A 15960-nucleotide genomic window follows, 5' to 3' on the forward strand; every position below is an offset into this window, starting at 1 on the left:
TGCCTTTTACATATAACAGTGCTTGTTTTTCAGGCGGAAAGTGTCAAACTTACGTTAAGAAGTCGAGTCCAGGCTTTAATAAAAATTATAAAATGAACAGGGACTGAGATTTGTTTAATTTCCTTCGTGCGCGCAAGTCGAACCAGCTCATCCTTACCTTTGCTATTCGCAAGGGTAAGGTGCATCTCGTGGTCGTAGAGCCTCAGGCTGACGGTCCGCCAAGCCTCGTCGTTTCTGATGAGCGTGACGCCAAAGATAATGATTTCGCGACCGCTATTCAGCAGTTGGCTCATGAGTACGCGCGTTATTGCCGTGGCCAGCCCAGGCTATCGCTGGTGCTGGGCAGTGGTTTTTACCAGAGTGTCGCACTCGATCGACCGAACCTTCCTGAAGACGAAATTGCCACAAGCCTGCGCTACAACCTGCGTGATCTTATTGATGTTGAGCCGGAAAATTGCATCGCGGATTATTATGAACTTCCTGTGCAGCTGCCCGGGCACGACAAAATTCACGCCATCGCCGCCAATAAATCTCAGCTGGAGCAGATTTTGCCAGCGATCCACGACGTCTCAGATAATGTTATCGGGATTTTTGCTGAAGAACAGGCGATAAGGGAAATGTTTACATCGGTTTCAGAGCCGGCGGTGTTGGTTTATCAGCAACCGCAGCAGGCTGCATTATTGCAGGTTTATCGTGAGGGAGTTCTGCAGGTCAACCGTTCTGTTCGGGCCTTGGAAAATATCAGTGAGCTTAGCATTGAAGAAGTTCGTATGGGTGGCTTGCAACCCTTAAGCGTCGAAATCCAGCGCTCGGCGGACTACTTCGAGCGGCAACTGCGGCAGCGGCCGATTACTGACGTGGTGCTGGCAATGGCGATGAGTAAAAATGAAGAAGTGTTGGCTAAATTACATGAAGATTTGGGACTGACCGCCAACTGGGCCGAGTATCCAGCATGGGCAAGCGAGTTGGGCGCTGGGGACTACAGTGACTTTGCGGCTCTGGGCGGCGCTTTGATGTCGTGCAAGTTAGAGGGGAGAGCGTAAATGAAAACATTCGCTAACCTCTATGTACCTGAGTTACGGCCCAACCGTGAATGGTTAACGTTACAACGTTTTGTCGTCACGGCAGTGTCCTTGATTGCGGTGTTCGTGGTGGCCTGGCTGGTGCTCAAGTTTATTGCCGGGCAACAGCAAGCAGCCTTCGTTGCCAGTGTTACGCAAGCCAACCAAATTGAAGTTCAGCTGCGCCAGCGCCAGGCGGCTCTTGAACAAGCACTGAACGACAGCTCCCTTAATGAAGAACTGGAGAGCGTGCAACACCGGCTTACGTTGCGGCAACGCCTGCTGGTGCAAATGCAGCAGCTTACGGGGAGAAACAGCGTGAGTTTCTCGCAACTCCTGGTCGATCTTGCCGCTGCCGATGAACACGCCATCTGGTTGCATCGGATTTTGCTGCAAGATCAGGCGTTGACGCTGCAGGGGGTAACGTTGGAACCTCAGCAATTACCGGCCTGGCTGGCGGATTTCAGCCAATATCCAACCCTTAAGGATCGGCCTTTCGGTGTATTTGAGCTTCGTGATGAAGGTGAGCGAGGCTTGCGTTTTACTGTCGGTCACTTGCAGCATAGTCGCGACGTTCAGGCCGTTTCGGGGAGCATGCAATGAAAGCGAGATGGCAGCAGTTACAACTAAAATTCAATGAGCTGCCCCTTAGCCGGCGCAAGTTCTGGTTTGTGCTGACCCTGATATTTATCGCTTATCTGGGCTTATGGGTAGCGCTACTGCCGACCTGGCAAACCTATAAAACCGAGCAAACCAAACTGAAGCAGCAGCAATCACGGGTGGAGTTGTTGCAGCAACAACTGCAGGCCGTAGAAATTCGTCTGGCAGGGGATCCGCAAGCGCCGCTACGAACTAAATTAAGTGAGCTGGAGCAGCGTTTAGCACAGCTGAATAGCAGGCTCCGGGCTGAAACCAATTATGTGAGTGCGGCAGATAATCGACAACTGTTAAAGGCGTTGTTGGGCAGCGCCGGCGCGCTCGAAGTACAGTCGGCTCAGGCATTGCCAGCTGAGCGTGTCTACGGTGATGGCGAGGCGACCGCCGGAGCCATCTACAAACATCGATTGCAGCTGATTTTGCGCGGTGACTACAATGAAATCTACCGCTATTTCTTAAAGCTGGAACAATTGCCCTGGTCGTTCTACTGGCAGCGCATGGACTATGAAGTCAAAGAACACCCGGATGCGACACTGTTATTAGAAATATACACTCTTAGCCTGGAGCGTGATTATGTTGCGAGTTAACGCCTGGCTCCTGACCAGCTGTTTTGTCGTATCAGCGGCCGCAGCGCAAGAGCTGAATGATCCGACCCAGCCGCCGCAAAACCGCGCAGCTGCACAGCAACAGGCCCAGCTTACTGATTTACGTCTTAACGCTATCCAACAGCGGCCCTCAGGTTTCACGGCCTATATCAATGGGCAGCGGATAGTGGAAGGCGAACACTTACCACCGTACACCATAACAAAAATCACAATGAACCACGTGATCGTGCGCGATGCCGCAAATGGCAGCGAATTTAAATTATCACTTTACACGCAGAATCCGTTAACGACCGAGTCTGCGTCGGGTTCAGGGGGACAGAACTAATGCGGATTGCCACTCTTATTGCAGCAACCATGGTTGTATCAGCGTGTGCGCATCAACCTGAGCGCAAACCGGTAGAGGCACAACAGGCCTTAAACCCGGCTGCCCAATTGCAAGAGTCTGCACGACCACCACTGCCTGATTCGGTTCGCGAAACTCTCCGACCATCGGCGTTTGAGACTCGTAATGCCAGTGAGCAGCTGCTCGCGGAGCCACGGTTTTCGGTAAACGCCAATGGTATTGCGGCAGCCGAGTTCTTTGGCGGGCTCGCCGCCGACTCGCCCTATAATATTGTGGTTCATCCTGAGGTGAGCGGTACCATTACCGTCAGCTTGAAAGAGGTGACCTTGATGGAAACCCTGGACGTCATCTCTGATATCTATGGTTACGACATTAAGCATGAAAGACGGATGATTCGGGTTTTCCCGGCAGGCTTGCGCACTGAAACTATTGCTCTTGATTACCTGGCTTTGCAACGTATGGGTCTGTCGCAGACCCGGGTGAGTTCGGGCGGGGTTAAAGACAACGATGATCAAAATGGTCTTTATGGCGGTGGTACCTACAACAATGCCTTACTTGGTAATCAGGGTGGACTTGCCGGCCAGGGCAACTTAGCGAATCGTGGTCTGAATGGCATGAATAACGGCATGCAAACCAATGGTTCATCGATTTCTACTCAATCTGAAACTGACCTCTGGGGCGATCTTAAAGAAATTGTTCAGGGTATCGTGGGCGAGGGCGATGGCCGGCGGGTGGTGGTATCACCGCAAGCAGGCCTGGTGACCGTGACTGCGTTGCCGGGTGAGCTGCGGGCCGCACGCGAGTTTCTTGCCACTGCGCAAGAACGCTTGCAGCGCCAGGTGATTTTAGAGGCTCGCATTGTTGAAGTCGCACTGAACGATAATTATCAGCAAGGCATCAACTGGAGCGACTTGTTCAGCCTTGGGAACGCCAACGGCAGTATTGGTTTCAGCGGTGGTAGTGTGAGTGGCACCAATGGTGTCTTTGGTATGTCACTGGATGTTGGTGATTTCAGCGGCGTTCTGAACTTACTGCAGGATCAGGGCAATGTGCAAGTTCTGTCAAATCCCCGGGTAAGTGCCAGTAATAACCAGAAAGCTGTGATTAAAATTGGTGAAGATGAGTATTTCGTCACCGATGTTTCAACTACAACGGTGACCGGCACTGCCACGACATCGACACCGAATATTGAGTTAACACCATTCTTCTCGGGGATTTCACTGGATATCACTCCGCAAATAAGTGATAACGGCGAAGTGATTTTGCATGTGCACCCTTCAGTGGTTGAGACCACCGAGCAAAATAAGACCATTACCCTCAATCAGGAGTCGTTTATCCTGCCTTTAGCACAAAGCAATATTCGCGAAAGCGATACCATTGTCCGTGCGCGTAATGGAGAAATTGTGGTGTTGGGTGGCCTGATGCAGACCAGTTATACGGACAATGAATCCAAAGCCCCGGTCCTCGGTGATATTCCGGTGGTCGGTAACTTGTTCAAAAACAAGCGGCGTACGGAACAGAAAAAAGAGTTAGTTATCCTTATTCGACCAGTGGTTGTAGGTGTAGACACCTGGAAACAAGAACTTGAGCGCTCCAGCGACTTGCTGAAACGCTGGTACAACGAGTAACCGATAAACATCATGTATCAAACGCATTACGGATTGACAGAACTGCCCTTTACGCTGACCCCGAACACCAGTTTTTACTGCGATCTCGAGGGTCACCGTTCTGCGTTTGAGGTTTTGCTCACCGCCCTTGAGGCGGGTGAAGGTTTTATTAAAGTCGTCGGTGAAGTGGGCACTGGAAAAACCCTATTGTGCCGCAAGCTCCTCAATGAGCTGCCTGACCATTACGTGACCGCCTATATTCCTAATCCGTACCTGACACCGAGCGAAATGCGCGCGCATATTGCTCGCGAGCTACAGGTTGAGCGGCCTGCTGAGCAAAGTGAGCAGTTACTAACGCAAGCGATCCAGGAACGACTGGTGGAGATCAGCCGGGCCGGGCAGATTGCTGTAATTGTTGTTGATGAAGCACAAGCCCTGCCGGCAGAAAGTCTGGAAGCTTTGCGATTAATTTCGAATCTGGAAACAGAGACACGCAAGCTTTTACATATTGTCCTGTTCGGCCAGCCGGAACTTGATGAGCGGCTAGCTACCCGGGAGCATCGCCAGCTACGCCAACGCATCAGCTTTAGCTACTCATTGCAGGCGATGAGCCCAAGCGAACTTGCCCGCTACATATCGCATCGCTTGCATATCGCCGGTTATCAGGGCGCTCCGGTTTTTTCCAGCCGGGTGGTGAAAATGTTACATCAGTCCAGTCGCGGAATACCCCGACTGGCGAATGTGCTCTGCCACAAAGTGCTTATGCTCTGTTATGGTGAGGGCTGTTATCAGGTCACGCCTCGGCACGTGCGCTTTGCGGTCGCCGATACTGAGGATGTTGCCTTACCCTCGCGGACATGGCTCTGGTGGAGCCTGGCGGGAGTCGGAGGCGTAGCTGTAGCACTGCTGTGGTCGTGGCAGCAGGGCTGGCTGACGGAGTATCTATCATGAGTGTAATTAACCGCATGTTGCGCGATTTAGATCAGCGTAAACAGCAAGAGCGCAAAGGCAATCTTACCCCTGCTGCGGCAGCTCCTGGTGGCTTTCCGTGGGCGTGGTTGCTGGGCATATTTGTAGTCGTGGCGATTAGCGTAGTCGCTTTCATGGCAATTTATGACAGCATGTCCGGCTCGGAACCAGATTTGCGTGTACAGTCGACGCCAGCACCGATCAAAGGGGCTGAGCAGGAGCCAACATCGCTAGCGGCGGCGCCAGAGACAGCGGCCGCGGAGCAACAGAGTACGCCGGCGCCGGAAGCGGTGCAACCTCAGCGGCAATTGATGCCAGCGCCGGTTGCTACGCAAACCGGGGCAAGCGTTGTAACCGAGTCTGACCCGCAACAGGCGCAGCCAGAGCAGCTAACTCGACCACGGCAAACGCCTGGCCCGGAGCAACAGGCCGCGGCGGGCCAGGGAGTGACTACTGAACCGCAGTCGGGCGACGCGGGGGGCGAAGCCGTTGACGCCAGCAGTGGCACCATGAAGGTTACCCGGGTTGAATTAAGTGCTGAAGAGTTAGCGGAAGTAAAACTCAACCAGGCCAGAGAAGCTTTACAAAACGGCGAGCGCCAGCGCGCAGGAAGTTTACTTGAGCAAGTGATTGCGCTGGCTCCTGAGCACGTTGATGCGCGAAGTGAATTAGCCGCGTACTGGTATGGTCGCGGACGCGTCGCGTCGGCGGTTGCGGTGCTTGAAGAAGGCTTACAGCGACAGCCACTGCAAACGCGCTGGCAAATACTTTATGCGCGCATCATGTTGGAAAGTGGCAGCTATGGGAAGCTGCTTTCGGTGCTTAGCGAAATTCCCGCAAATACGCCTGAGACCTCGGATTTACTACAAATGCGTGCGACCGCCGCAAGTGAGCTTGAGCGCTACGGTGAGGCCGCTGCTGATTACCAGCGCCTGGCTGAGCGCACTCAGGAAGGTCGTTGGTGGCTGGCTGCAGCCGTGGCCTACGAGGATGCCGAGCAACCCAAAGCTGCCTTAAACAGCTATCAGCATGCGCTCGAAGACGCTGACCTGAGTCAGGATGCGAGACGTTATGCCTTGCAGCGACAATACGTTTTAGGAGGCCAATAAGTATGCGACCTCGTTTAAAAATGCGCCTTGGCGACCTGCTGGTGCAAGAGAACATTATCACTGAGTCGCAACTGAAACAGGCGCTTGATGATCAGCGCACCAACGGGCGTAAGCTTGGGGTAACTCTGGTTGATATGGGCTTCATTGGCGAACAGGAGCTGCTTGAGTTCCTTGCGCGCCAGTTGAATATTCCTTTTGTCGAATTGAGCGAACGCAAAATCGCCGATGATGTCGTGAATTTACTGCCTGAGATTCAGGCACGCCGGCATCGGGCGTTGGTGGTTGAGGCAAATGATAGTGAAGCCTTAGTCGCAATGAGTGACCCCGCAGATTTAGCCGCGGTGGATGCCATCAGTCAGTTTTTGCAACCGCGCTCGATTAAGCTCGCCGTCGCACCTGATCATGAACTATTGGAAGCCTTTGATAATCTTTACCGGCGCACCAAAGACATCGCCCAATTTGCGAGCCAGCTGCAGACCGAGTACGAACAGGATGAAGTGGTCGACCTCGCAGCATTGTCCCTTGAAGATGAGGGTGATGACGCAACGGTCGCCAAATTGTTGCAGTCCATTTTTGCTGACGCTGTACAGGTGCGGGCTTCGGATATCCACATTGAGCCGGATGACCGCTCGTTACGCATCCGGATGCGCGTGGATGGTATGTTGCAGGAGAACGTGCTGAACGAGACCACTATCGCTAGTGCTCTAGTGCTGCGTCTCAAACTGATGGCAGGGCTGGATATCTCCGAGAAGCGGATGCCGCAGGACGGCCGGTTCCATATCAGAGTGCGGGATCACGCAATTGATGTGCGGATGTCAACGATGCCCGTGCAATACGGCGAGTCCTGCGTCATGCGCTTACTGGATCAGTCTGCGGGTATTCTGGATCTTGAACAGACCGGATTACCAGAGAACCTACTCGAGCGCGTCCGCAATCTCATCCACAAGCCTTACGGCATGCTGCTCGTCACTGGCCCTACCGGCTCAGGTAAAACCACCACCTTGTATGGTGTGTTAAATGAACTAAACCAAGCCGAAAAGAAAATTATTACCGTTGAAGACCCGGTTGAATACCGTTTGCCGCGCATTTCGCAAGTGCAGGTGAACAGCAAAATCGGCCTAAGCTTTTCCCGGGTGCTGCGTACCACCTTACGCCAGGATCCGGATATCATTATGGTCGGTGAGATGCGCGATGGTGAAACCGTTGAAATTGGCCTTCGTGGCGCGATCACCGGTCACCTGGTGCTGACCACACTGCACACCAACGACTCCATTACCAGCGCGTTGCGCTTAATCGACATGGGCGCTGCGCCGTATCTGGTTGGCGCCGCAGTACGTGGGGTGCTGGCACAACGCTTAATTCGCAAAGTATGTGATAGCTGTAAGACCGAAACCACCGCTGAGCCTGCCGATCTGACCTTGATCCGGCGTATGGCACCGGATGTCCCCTCTGATGGTAGTGGCTTCGTCAAAGGCAAAGGTTGCCGCAACTGTAACCATACCGGCTACAAGGGCCGCATTGGGGTATTTGAATTACTGGAATTAAACGAAGCCATGATCAATGCGCTGCGTGACTCAAATATGCGTGAGTTTGCTGGCGCTGCCAGAGCTGCCGAGAATTTCCGGCCGCTGGCGCTGGCCGCACTGGACTATGCCCGTGAGGGGATTACCAGCATTGATGAGGTTCTGTTCCTGGCCGAAACTGTAGAAGAGGAAGAATTACGTAGCATCGTGGATGAGGCCGAGGAGACAGCTCATGGCTGAGTTTAGCTACCGCGGTCGCGATGCTTCAGGAGAGCTGGTCACCGGAGCGTTGGAAGCTGCGTCCGAGCGGGTCGCCGCGGATACTCTGATCCGCCGCGGTGTGACGCCACTTACCATAGCGCCTCGCAGCAATGAAGTTTCGCGCGGGTCAGGCTTGCGGCTATTTGATGAAAAAATCGATCTCGATGATCTGATTGTCTTCACCCGCCAAATGTACTCGCTGACGAAGGCGGGTATTCCCTTGTTGCGCGCCATTGATGGGCTGGCCGTCAATAGTCCGAAACGGCGTATGCGGGAAGTGCTGAGTGATGTGGTCGAACAGCTGGAACGTGGACGCGAGCTCTCTGTTGCTATGGGGGCACATCCCAAAGTCTTTCCACGCCTGCTGGTCGCAGTGGTGCATGTAGGGGAAAATACGGGGCAGCTGGAAGAGGCATTTCAACAGCTTTCGGATTACCTGGGCCGGGAGCAGGATACGCGTAAGCAGGTCAAGTCGGCATTGCGCTACCCAATGTTTATCGTTTCTGCATTGGTTGTCGCAATGTTTATTTTGAATATCTGGGTGATTCCCACTTTTGCCCGCATGTTTGAGCAATTTAACGCGGAACTGCCGTTACCCACACAAATTCTCATTGGTGTATCGAATTTCTTCGTCAACTGGTGGCCGTTGATGCTGTTAGCAATTGTGGCGGCTATTTTTGCCTTGAATCGTTTTAAAACCAGTGAAACAGGTCGAGTTAAATGGGATCGCTGGAAAACGCGTATGCCGATCTTTGGCGATATTGTTTTGCGTAGTTTGCTGTCGCGCTTTTCCCGTAGTTTTTCGGTGATGTTGCGGGCCGGAGTGCCGCTGACTCAGTCGCTACATTTAGTTGCTGACGCGGTAGATAACTATTGGATGCATGACCGCATTGAGGACATGCGCCGTACCATTGAAAAAGGCGAAGGTCTGACCCGCGCAGCGCAAGGTACGAATTTGTTTACACCACTTGTCATGCAGATGATAAGCGTCGGCGAAGAAACCGGGCGGGTTGATGAATTACTCAATGAAGTGGCGGATTACTATGAACGCGAAGTCGATTACGATTTAAAAAGCCTGACTGCCCGCATCGAGCCTATTCTGCTGGTGCTGGTAGCAGTGATGGTGGCGATTATGGCGCTGGGTATATTCACACCGATGTGGGACATGATGGATGCTTACAAAGGTCGTTAATCAACGTATTTATGAACAACAAAATGGTGAAGAGGACATTATTATGAACCCCGAGCAAGCGACTCAAGAGCGCGGCTTTACCTTGATCGAGTTGATAATCGTCATTGTCATTCTCGGTCTCTTAGCTGCATCGGCCTTGCCACGCTTTACCAGCGTCAGTGCCGACGCTGAAGATGCGGCGTTAGAAGGTGTAGCAGGAGGCTTCGCCAGTGCGGTAAGTCTGGTTCGCGCCGAATGGGAGCTGCGCGGCCGTCCAAAAGGTAATAATGTGGGTGCCGGAGCTGTGATCGTGATGGACGGCGTCCCCGTAAACGTTGACGGAAGCACCGGTTATCCGGTCAGCGGAAACACTAATCCGGATGCTCATGATCAGAACATGAGCAGTGAGGACTGCCGCACCATTATGCAGGCGATCCTGCAAGGCGCACCGACGGCAACGGCGAATTATGCCCTGTTGGGCGAAAATCGCTATTACGTCGCACGGGAAAATAATGGCACTAACGATATATGTGTGTACTTCCTAGCGAACACCATTAAAAATCTGGGCTCAGCCCCTGCTGGAAATGATTACTTAAGCGTGGGCAATGCTTTTGTTTATAACCCTCGCACCGGTGGTGTGAGCATTTTTAGTAATAATTAAATCGCCGCTTGCAAAACGCATGATGGAAGGCATTATAGTCGTAACTGGAGAGCGAAATGAATACACAAAAGGGTTTTACGCTGATCGAGCTGATCATTGTTATCGTGGTGCTTGGTATCCTAGCGGTGACTGCAGCTCCGCAATTTATCAATTTCTCGAGTGATGCTCGTGAAAGTACATTAAAAGGGCTGCAGGCGAGCATGAAATCTGCGGTTGAGCTGAGCTACGCCAAGGCTGCCATCGATGGCAAACTAGCGGGTGAAAACACGGTACCGACCAACTCGTCGACTGTGGTTATTGCCATCGCCAATGGTTATCCGAAAGCGGCTGCGATTGCCACAGCGGCCGGCGCTGGTAGCGACTGGACCTTTGCCGAGAAAACCGCGGGAGATTATGCAGGCGGGACGAACGGTGTTTACGTGGGTACACTGGCAAGTCTTGCTGCAGCAGGTTCCACGGCGACTGAAATTGAGGCCACAAACTGTTATATTACGTACGAAGATAATGCCGACGATACAGGGAAACCATTGCCTGTTGCGACCGTTTCGGGTTGTTAATTTTTTTGATTCCATGGAGAAGTAGTTATGAAACGTCAACAAGGTTTTACGTTAATTGAGTTAATCATCGTGATTGTTGTGCTCGGTATCTTAGCGGTTACTGCAGCGCCACAGTTCATTAATTTTTCGTCGGACGCACGTGAGTCTACGGTTAAAGGTGCACAAGCATCTATTCAGGGCGCCATGCAGCTGGTGTATGCACGTAGCCTGGTAAACGGCACAGAAGATGCAGCAACTTCAACAGTGACCACAGAAGGCGGTGTTGTCGATACTGTATACGGTTACCCGGCGGCGGCAGTGAACGGTATTGATCGCGCGGCAGGTCTTGGTAGTGACTGGTCTCGTTATGACAGTGGCACCTCTCCGGCGACGAATTCTGCATCAGAAGTTGCGTTTGCGCCTACCGGACAGACTCCAGACTTCACCGGTGCGGACAGCTGTCACGTTCTCTACACGGAAGCTGCTGATGAAGATACCCCAGCAACTGTAGTTGTGAATGTAGCTGGCTGCTAATTACCGTATTAAAGCTAAAAAGCTATCGGCAAAAAAGGCGCTCTGGGAGCGCCTTTTTTATTGGGTCAGATCTTTCTCGGTCGCTTTACGGGTATTGCCGCGGTATAAACCAAAGCCGGCAAAGGCGCGCGGATCTGAAAAGCTGTTGCCATCGGCGTCCTGCCAGGGATATTCGAGGTAGGACGGGGCATCGAACTCAAAGATAAACTCACCCTGCGCCGGGGTGCCCGTCGGAGCGAGCCAGAACAGTGGGCTGGTGCCGACCCGGCCATCTACCAAGGAGCCAGGGGCGCCATCAGCTGATGTGGTGATAGGGTCGATATAGTCCACCACACTCAGCTCCGTTGGCGCGTACTCAGAACATTGGTCCAGACCATGAGTGGTAAACAACGCGCCGTTCCAGTATTCCGCGCGCAAGGCCACCGGTAGATTTTCAGACTCAGGGCCGTAGCTGTTATCGAGCACGAGTCGTCCGTAGCGCAATAGCAGACTGCCACTCAGTGGTACCGCATCGCCGGCAAGTGTGGCGAGGGTTGCGTCACCACTCGGGAAGTCCCTGTTGTCCATTTCACTCGCAACTTGTAATCCGACTTCAACTTGCTCAAAAGGACCATCGGGTTGCGCATCGGCACGTCGTGACAGGGTCGCGTTAGTTACCGCTATCAGCAGTTGCCCAGTGGTCCAGGCCGTTGGCAGGGACGCCTGCCAGCGCGTGACAAAATTATCCGTCGATTGATCGGCTGGGCTGTTACGGGCCACAGATTCCAGCACTGCAGTATTGGCATAATTACCGCCATAGTTGCGTAGTCGCTGACCAGCCAGGGCCTGGGCCTCGACCAAAGCGTCGAGGTTGACCCCGGTGTCGCCCATATAAGAGAAGGTAGTGCAACTATTGGTAAGACTGCTGTTAATCAGGGCAAAATGATGCGGATAGAAGCGTCCCACCGGACTGGCAGGGCGTTCTAAGGCGTCGCCGCCACCTAAGTAATCGTTGCCGGAAAAGGCGGCGCGTAAGTTGACTGTGCCGGCCTCCAGCCAGGTCGCACCTTCAGTCTGGTAAGCGCCGGCGAGGGCGGTGCTGGGTGAGAACGGCTGATTGATGGCCAGTTTACTGCCGTCGGAGCTGGCATCGGCGGGAAGCGGGTAGGCCATGGAGTCAAAGCTCGCAGTCACCGCAACCGGGCTGACTTCATTACCGAAGTTAGGCGTAATAGCGCCGCCAGCATTGCGGCTTAACACGACCATCTTGAATGGCTCGCCCGCTGCCACGAAGCCTGGCCCGCTTGCGGTTGTGGCTGTCCACAGTTGGTCATTCTCATCCAGCGCAACCACTTCGAGGGTGTGGGGCTTAATCACGTAGCCGTTTAAGCTCGAGCCCGTCAGAGTCGTGGTCGGATCAGAAACACTGGCTTGTCCGGCGGCGGGCGCTTCATCCAGTTCCAGTCGCGCGTGCATGCTCAGTAGCCCGACATCAGAATAATTATTCGTTAAATTGGCCGCGCCCTGACTGTCAAAGTTCAGGTTCACGCTGGTGTAGCTCAGCGCACTGCCGGCGTCGTTTAATGGCACAGTGTTGCCGTTCACCGTGTAGGTTTGCCCAGGCTGACAGGCGACGGGATTGGTACACTCCACGGCGAGCTCAACGGTCTGCGGGCCACTCACACGTGCCTCGCACGCGCCCGTTGTGGTATTGGTTTCAACGGCCCGGAGTACGCTTGGAAAATCTATGCCGGCATAGTGTCCCGGAATCACGCTTTGGCCATCGGCGTCTGTAATAATAAGACCCGCAGTGGAGAATGTCAGTTCGCAATTGGTTGCCACAGTGCCGTTACTGGTCACGCATTGGGTTGCATTCGTCGGTGCCGGGGAGCTGGCCGGTGCCGAGAGCGTCGCGGTTCCCCCGCTGACCCACTGCAAACCGGCCACACCACTGCCGTTGCTGAAGTTTAGTGTTGCGCTGGCACCGGAGCTACTGGTGACATTGCCACCCTGCCAGGTAGGGCCGCTCGTGCCAGCATTAAGATCCACAGCCACATTGCCGGCATAGAGCTGCGAGCAGCTGGCATCAGCGCAGGCCAGTACTTCAACCACGGCACTGTAGCAGCTGACAATCGACTGTGGGTGGCGAATACGAAGATGGTGGATACTTGAGGTAGGTTCGCAGCCGATCGCCTCTAGTAGCTGGTCCTGAACCTCTGGACTGTAGCTGAAGCTGGTGTTCGCGCCTACGCTAACTGTGCCCGGCGTCAGAATAGCACCCTGATAATTGTTGTTGTTGCCCAGGGTAACGGAGGTCGACGCGTAGGGACTGTAAATAAGTCCATTGAAGTTGACGACTGTATTACTGCCGCCACCTTCGTTGAAATTTCCCAAATCCACGTAGGCGTTCTCGTACAGGTAAACCAGCATGTCACCCACTGGACCATTACTATTGACGAAGATGTTGTTATCACCGATCAAATAGTCGCGCACATACAAGCGCACCTGGCCTTGCGGAACGATATTAATATACGAGTTATTATCAAGGTTTAAGCGCTCGATAAAGTAGTCGCCAGGTGCCAGCTCCGCGGTCGAGTCCTTACCGTCAAAAATGAGCTCTTCAATATAGTAAGTTCCGCCACCGGTAAAGGAAACAAAGGGTGTCGCTTTGCCTTGTTTATTCGTTGAAATGGTGCCGTAACTGCCTGCCTGAATACCCGTAGCGTTGGTTAAATCAGGACCGCCTGTCTGGCCGCTCGGAAAGGTGCTTGGGTTCAGTGGCGGATAGTTTAAGTCTACGGTATCGACCTGGCCCTCTGGCGTCGGGGTATTGCCAGAACCGTCGATTGGATTACCGTTAATCTCCGAGTTATTACCATAATCAAACCCCGACTCACCGATAATGCCATAATCAAAAAGCTCGCTGTACTGATCACATTGGGTGGCGTCAGGCGTGCTTTGTGCTTGTGCTGGCAAACTTGCTGTAGCGAGCAACAAAGCGACGAGGCTACTGGTCAAGCTCGTGGTAAGCAAAGGTATAGACTTACTTAATGGCATCAGCGACCTCGACTAAGATACGTTTGGAATACATCATTGCGCCACCGTCACAGCTTCCTTCAGCAATGATTCTAATGTGTGTGCCGCTGTAGGGACTTGTTAAGTCTAGTTGGTTGCAGCGTACTTGCGCGGTGCACTGGCTCAGACCCGGTGCGGTGAAGCTATAGCTGCGCACGACCGGAGGCTCGCTGGCCACCCGCGCTGGACACACCGAGGGGTCAAAGCCCATGTTGAGCGGATACAGCTCGACCATGATCGCCTGCACACCGCTGCTGGCGGCCAGCTGAGCTCGGCCCCCGAGCACATCACTGGCGACGGCATCGGCGGTATCATTGAGTGAGCGCACTAAGGTCAGGCCCACCAGACTCATCACCAGCAGCACAAATAATGCAATCGCCAGCGCGGCACCCTGTTGCCGCTGGCAGCGGGTAGACTGTGGTAAAGCTAAACGGCTTAAGTTAGGGAACATTCGGTATATGTACCTCGTGCGTGATTTCGACCGCGCTTGCTGACGCCTCCGACGAGCGGAACGCAAGAAAAAGTTTTACCAGGTTGTTTCGTTGCAGCGTAGGTGCCGAGACATGAAATGGTTGCTGCCCCAGACTCAGATCATTCACCACATCCACCGCCATTACCTGCTGACTGGAGGCCGTGATGCTAAGTGCTGCCAAGTCAGGTTGAGCCGGGAGTAAACCGTAATCAGCAAAACGCACCAAGGTTTGGTTGGCGGTATTGACGCACCAACTAACGGGGCTGGCACCGATAAAGAAGGTTCGTGCCGGACTGTCGGTAAAGAAGGTTGCTGGGGTGCCGGTCAGGGTCAGGGTGCTCAGACCTACCTGCGGGGCATCATTGGCGACAGCTGAAACTACTTTACGACGTTGCTGATTGTTTCCGTAAATAAAGTTGGCGCCGGTGGCGTACACCAACACGTAATTGCTGACCATCTGGGCTGACGGCAGGTAAGGCGTGACCACCACCATCGGCTGGCTGCCCCCGGGACCCGGACGGGGCAGGGTCAGGTAGACGTTGCTGCCGAGCATCGGCATATACTCGAGGCAAGCGGCATTGGCCCGGGCGCTGCGTGGCACCGACGAGCGCAGCTCGCGATTCATGCGCTCAATGGCAAAGCGCTGCTCAGCGACCAGCTGGTTACGCTGATTGACCTGCACGACCATGTCCGTGCCAAGGCCCAAAAACCCAAACGAGTAAATCGCCAGCGTCGCCAACAGTAAAATGACGATAATAATTTCAATCAGGGTAAAACCGGACGCTGAACGAGAACCTTGCTGGCGCATTAATAGTTCCCCTTCACATAGGAGAAGACAAAGTCCTGTGACTGAGATGTTGCGAGCGACACGGTCACCCGTTTAAAGGTGGTCACAGCGCTGCTGCAGGTGCCTTGCACATCGCTATAACAGACGCTGATGGCATAGCTGAAGCCGCGATAATCATCGGCGAGGCTGGCGCCTAGCACATCGGCCAAATTGGGCTGCGTAAGTTGTAACTGATGATAGTCGTCAACATCATCAAAGCGATCCCGGGTTTCGCCATCAGGGCCTAAGGTCGTGCTACATGGGGGCGCGCCGGTTTCACCGCAACGCAAGTCCCCGCCGCTTTGTGAGCTGTTTTCGTCAAAAGCCTTGGCCTGAATTTCATCGATAAAAGCCTGCGCCAGGTTCGCCGCGCGCACTTGTAGCACGGGTTCAGCACTGCGAATAGCTTGCGGATAAATAAGAGTAGCAATCAGCGAGAAAGCAAAGGCGAGTACAACCACACCGATAATCAGCTCGATCAGGGTAAAGCCGGTCGTCATTCGGGAGAATTGACCGAATTTAGCGTGATTTGGTTGTCGCATAAGCAAGCTCGATAGTGGTTGCGCAGAGA

At 53.7% G+C, this 15960-nt stretch carries 16 protein-coding genes; 12 read left to right on the forward strand and 4 right to left on the reverse strand.

Annotated features, from left to right (window positions below):
* Positions 1 to 110: 110 nt before the first annotated feature.
* From J6J28_RS00870 to J6J28_RS00925, 12 genes are read left to right on the forward strand one after another with little or no spacing between them, the layout of a single operon-like run.
* A complete protein-coding gene (locus J6J28_RS00870) occupies positions 111 to 1043 on the forward strand; it encodes a hypothetical protein (protein ID WP_301719370.1) in 933 nt (310 codons plus the stop codon).
* Positions 1044 to 1664 carry a hypothetical protein gene (locus J6J28_RS00875; protein ID WP_301719371.1) on the forward strand — a complete coding sequence of 207 codons (621 nt, stop codon included), beginning with the start codon at positions 1044 to 1046 and terminating at the stop codon, positions 1662 to 1664.
* Positions 1661 to 2305: a hypothetical protein gene (locus J6J28_RS00880; RefSeq protein WP_301719372.1), complete on the forward strand. Its 645-nt coding sequence runs from the start codon at positions 1661 to 1663 to the stop codon at positions 2303 to 2305. Before J6J28_RS00875 ends, J6J28_RS00880 begins: the two co-directional genes overlap by 4 nt.
* A complete protein-coding gene (locus J6J28_RS00885) occupies positions 2292 to 2648 on the forward strand; it encodes a hypothetical protein (RefSeq protein ID WP_301719374.1) in 357 nt (118 codons plus the stop codon). Before J6J28_RS00880 ends, J6J28_RS00885 begins: the two co-directional genes overlap by 14 nt.
* Positions 2648 to 4294 (forward strand): pilus (MSHA type) biogenesis protein MshL, encoded by a 1647-nt coding sequence (gene mshL, locus J6J28_RS00890; protein ID WP_301719376.1) that lies wholly within the window; start codon positions 2648 to 2650, stop codon positions 4292 to 4294. Before J6J28_RS00885 ends, mshL begins: the two co-directional genes overlap by 1 nt.
* Positions 4295 to 4306: 12 nt before the next feature.
* Positions 4307 to 5224 carry an ExeA family protein gene (locus J6J28_RS00895; RefSeq protein WP_301719378.1) on the forward strand — a complete coding sequence of 306 codons (918 nt, stop codon included), beginning with the start codon at positions 4307 to 4309 and terminating at the stop codon, positions 5222 to 5224.
* Positions 5221 to 6351: a tetratricopeptide repeat protein gene (locus tag J6J28_RS00900; protein WP_301719381.1), complete on the forward strand. Its 1131-nt coding sequence runs from the start codon at positions 5221 to 5223 to the stop codon at positions 6349 to 6351. The genes J6J28_RS00895 and J6J28_RS00900 overlap by 4 nt, the downstream gene beginning before the upstream one ends.
* Positions 6352 to 6353: 2 nt before the next feature.
* Positions 6354 to 8114, forward strand: coding sequence for a GspE/PulE family protein (locus tag J6J28_RS00905; protein WP_301719383.1), 1761 nt, complete (start codon positions 6354 to 6356; stop codon positions 8112 to 8114).
* Positions 8107 to 9327 carry a type II secretion system F family protein gene (locus tag J6J28_RS00910; RefSeq protein WP_301719384.1) on the forward strand — a complete coding sequence of 407 codons (1221 nt, stop codon included), beginning with the start codon at positions 8107 to 8109 and terminating at the stop codon, positions 9325 to 9327. Before J6J28_RS00905 ends, J6J28_RS00910 begins: the two co-directional genes overlap by 8 nt.
* Positions 9308 to 9967 carry a prepilin-type N-terminal cleavage/methylation domain-containing protein gene (locus J6J28_RS00915; RefSeq protein ID WP_418055158.1) on the forward strand — a complete coding sequence of 220 codons (660 nt, stop codon included), beginning with the start codon at positions 9308 to 9310 and terminating at the stop codon, positions 9965 to 9967. The genes J6J28_RS00910 and J6J28_RS00915 overlap by 20 nt, the downstream gene beginning before the upstream one ends.
* 56 nt (positions 9968 to 10023) lie before the next feature.
* Positions 10024 to 10524, forward strand: coding sequence for a type II secretion system protein (locus tag J6J28_RS00920; RefSeq protein ID WP_301719385.1), 501 nt, complete (start codon positions 10024 to 10026; stop codon positions 10522 to 10524).
* Between the two features lie 27 nt (positions 10525 to 10551).
* Entirely contained in the window at positions 10552 to 11037 is a 486-nt protein-coding gene (locus J6J28_RS00925) for a type II secretion system protein (protein WP_301719386.1), read from the forward strand.
* A 57-nt stretch (positions 11038 to 11094) separates the two neighbouring features.
* Here J6J28_RS00925 and J6J28_RS00930 read toward each other — a convergent pair whose 3' ends face one another.
* Genes J6J28_RS00930 through J6J28_RS00945 form a run of 4 tightly spaced genes read right to left on the reverse strand, consistent with a single transcriptional unit; the run spans position 11095 to position 15931 of the window.
* Positions 11095 to 14073 (reverse strand): DUF6701 domain-containing protein, encoded by a 2979-nt coding sequence (locus tag J6J28_RS00930; RefSeq protein ID WP_301719388.1) that lies wholly within the window; start codon positions 14071 to 14073, stop codon positions 11095 to 11097.
* Positions 14060 to 14542 (reverse strand): pilus assembly PilX family protein, encoded by a 483-nt coding sequence (locus J6J28_RS00935; protein ID WP_301719390.1) that lies wholly within the window; start codon positions 14540 to 14542, stop codon positions 14060 to 14062. Before J6J28_RS00935 ends, J6J28_RS00930 begins: the two co-directional genes overlap by 14 nt.
* Entirely contained in the window at positions 14532 to 15371 is an 840-nt protein-coding gene (locus J6J28_RS00940) for a prepilin-type N-terminal cleavage/methylation domain-containing protein (RefSeq protein WP_301719391.1), read from the reverse strand. Before J6J28_RS00940 ends, J6J28_RS00935 begins: the two co-directional genes overlap by 11 nt.
* Positions 15371 to 15931, reverse strand: a complete 561-nt coding sequence (locus tag J6J28_RS00945) for a type IV pilus modification PilV family protein (protein WP_301719394.1) — start codon at positions 15929 to 15931, stop codon at positions 15371 to 15373. Before J6J28_RS00945 ends, J6J28_RS00940 begins: the two co-directional genes overlap by 1 nt.
* Positions 15932 to 15960 lie beyond the last annotated feature (29 nt).

Origin of the sequence: Pseudidiomarina terrestris, assembly GCF_030466375.1 — a bacterium.
GTDB lineage: Bacteria > Pseudomonadota > Gammaproteobacteria > Enterobacterales > Alteromonadaceae > Pseudidiomarina > Pseudidiomarina terrestris.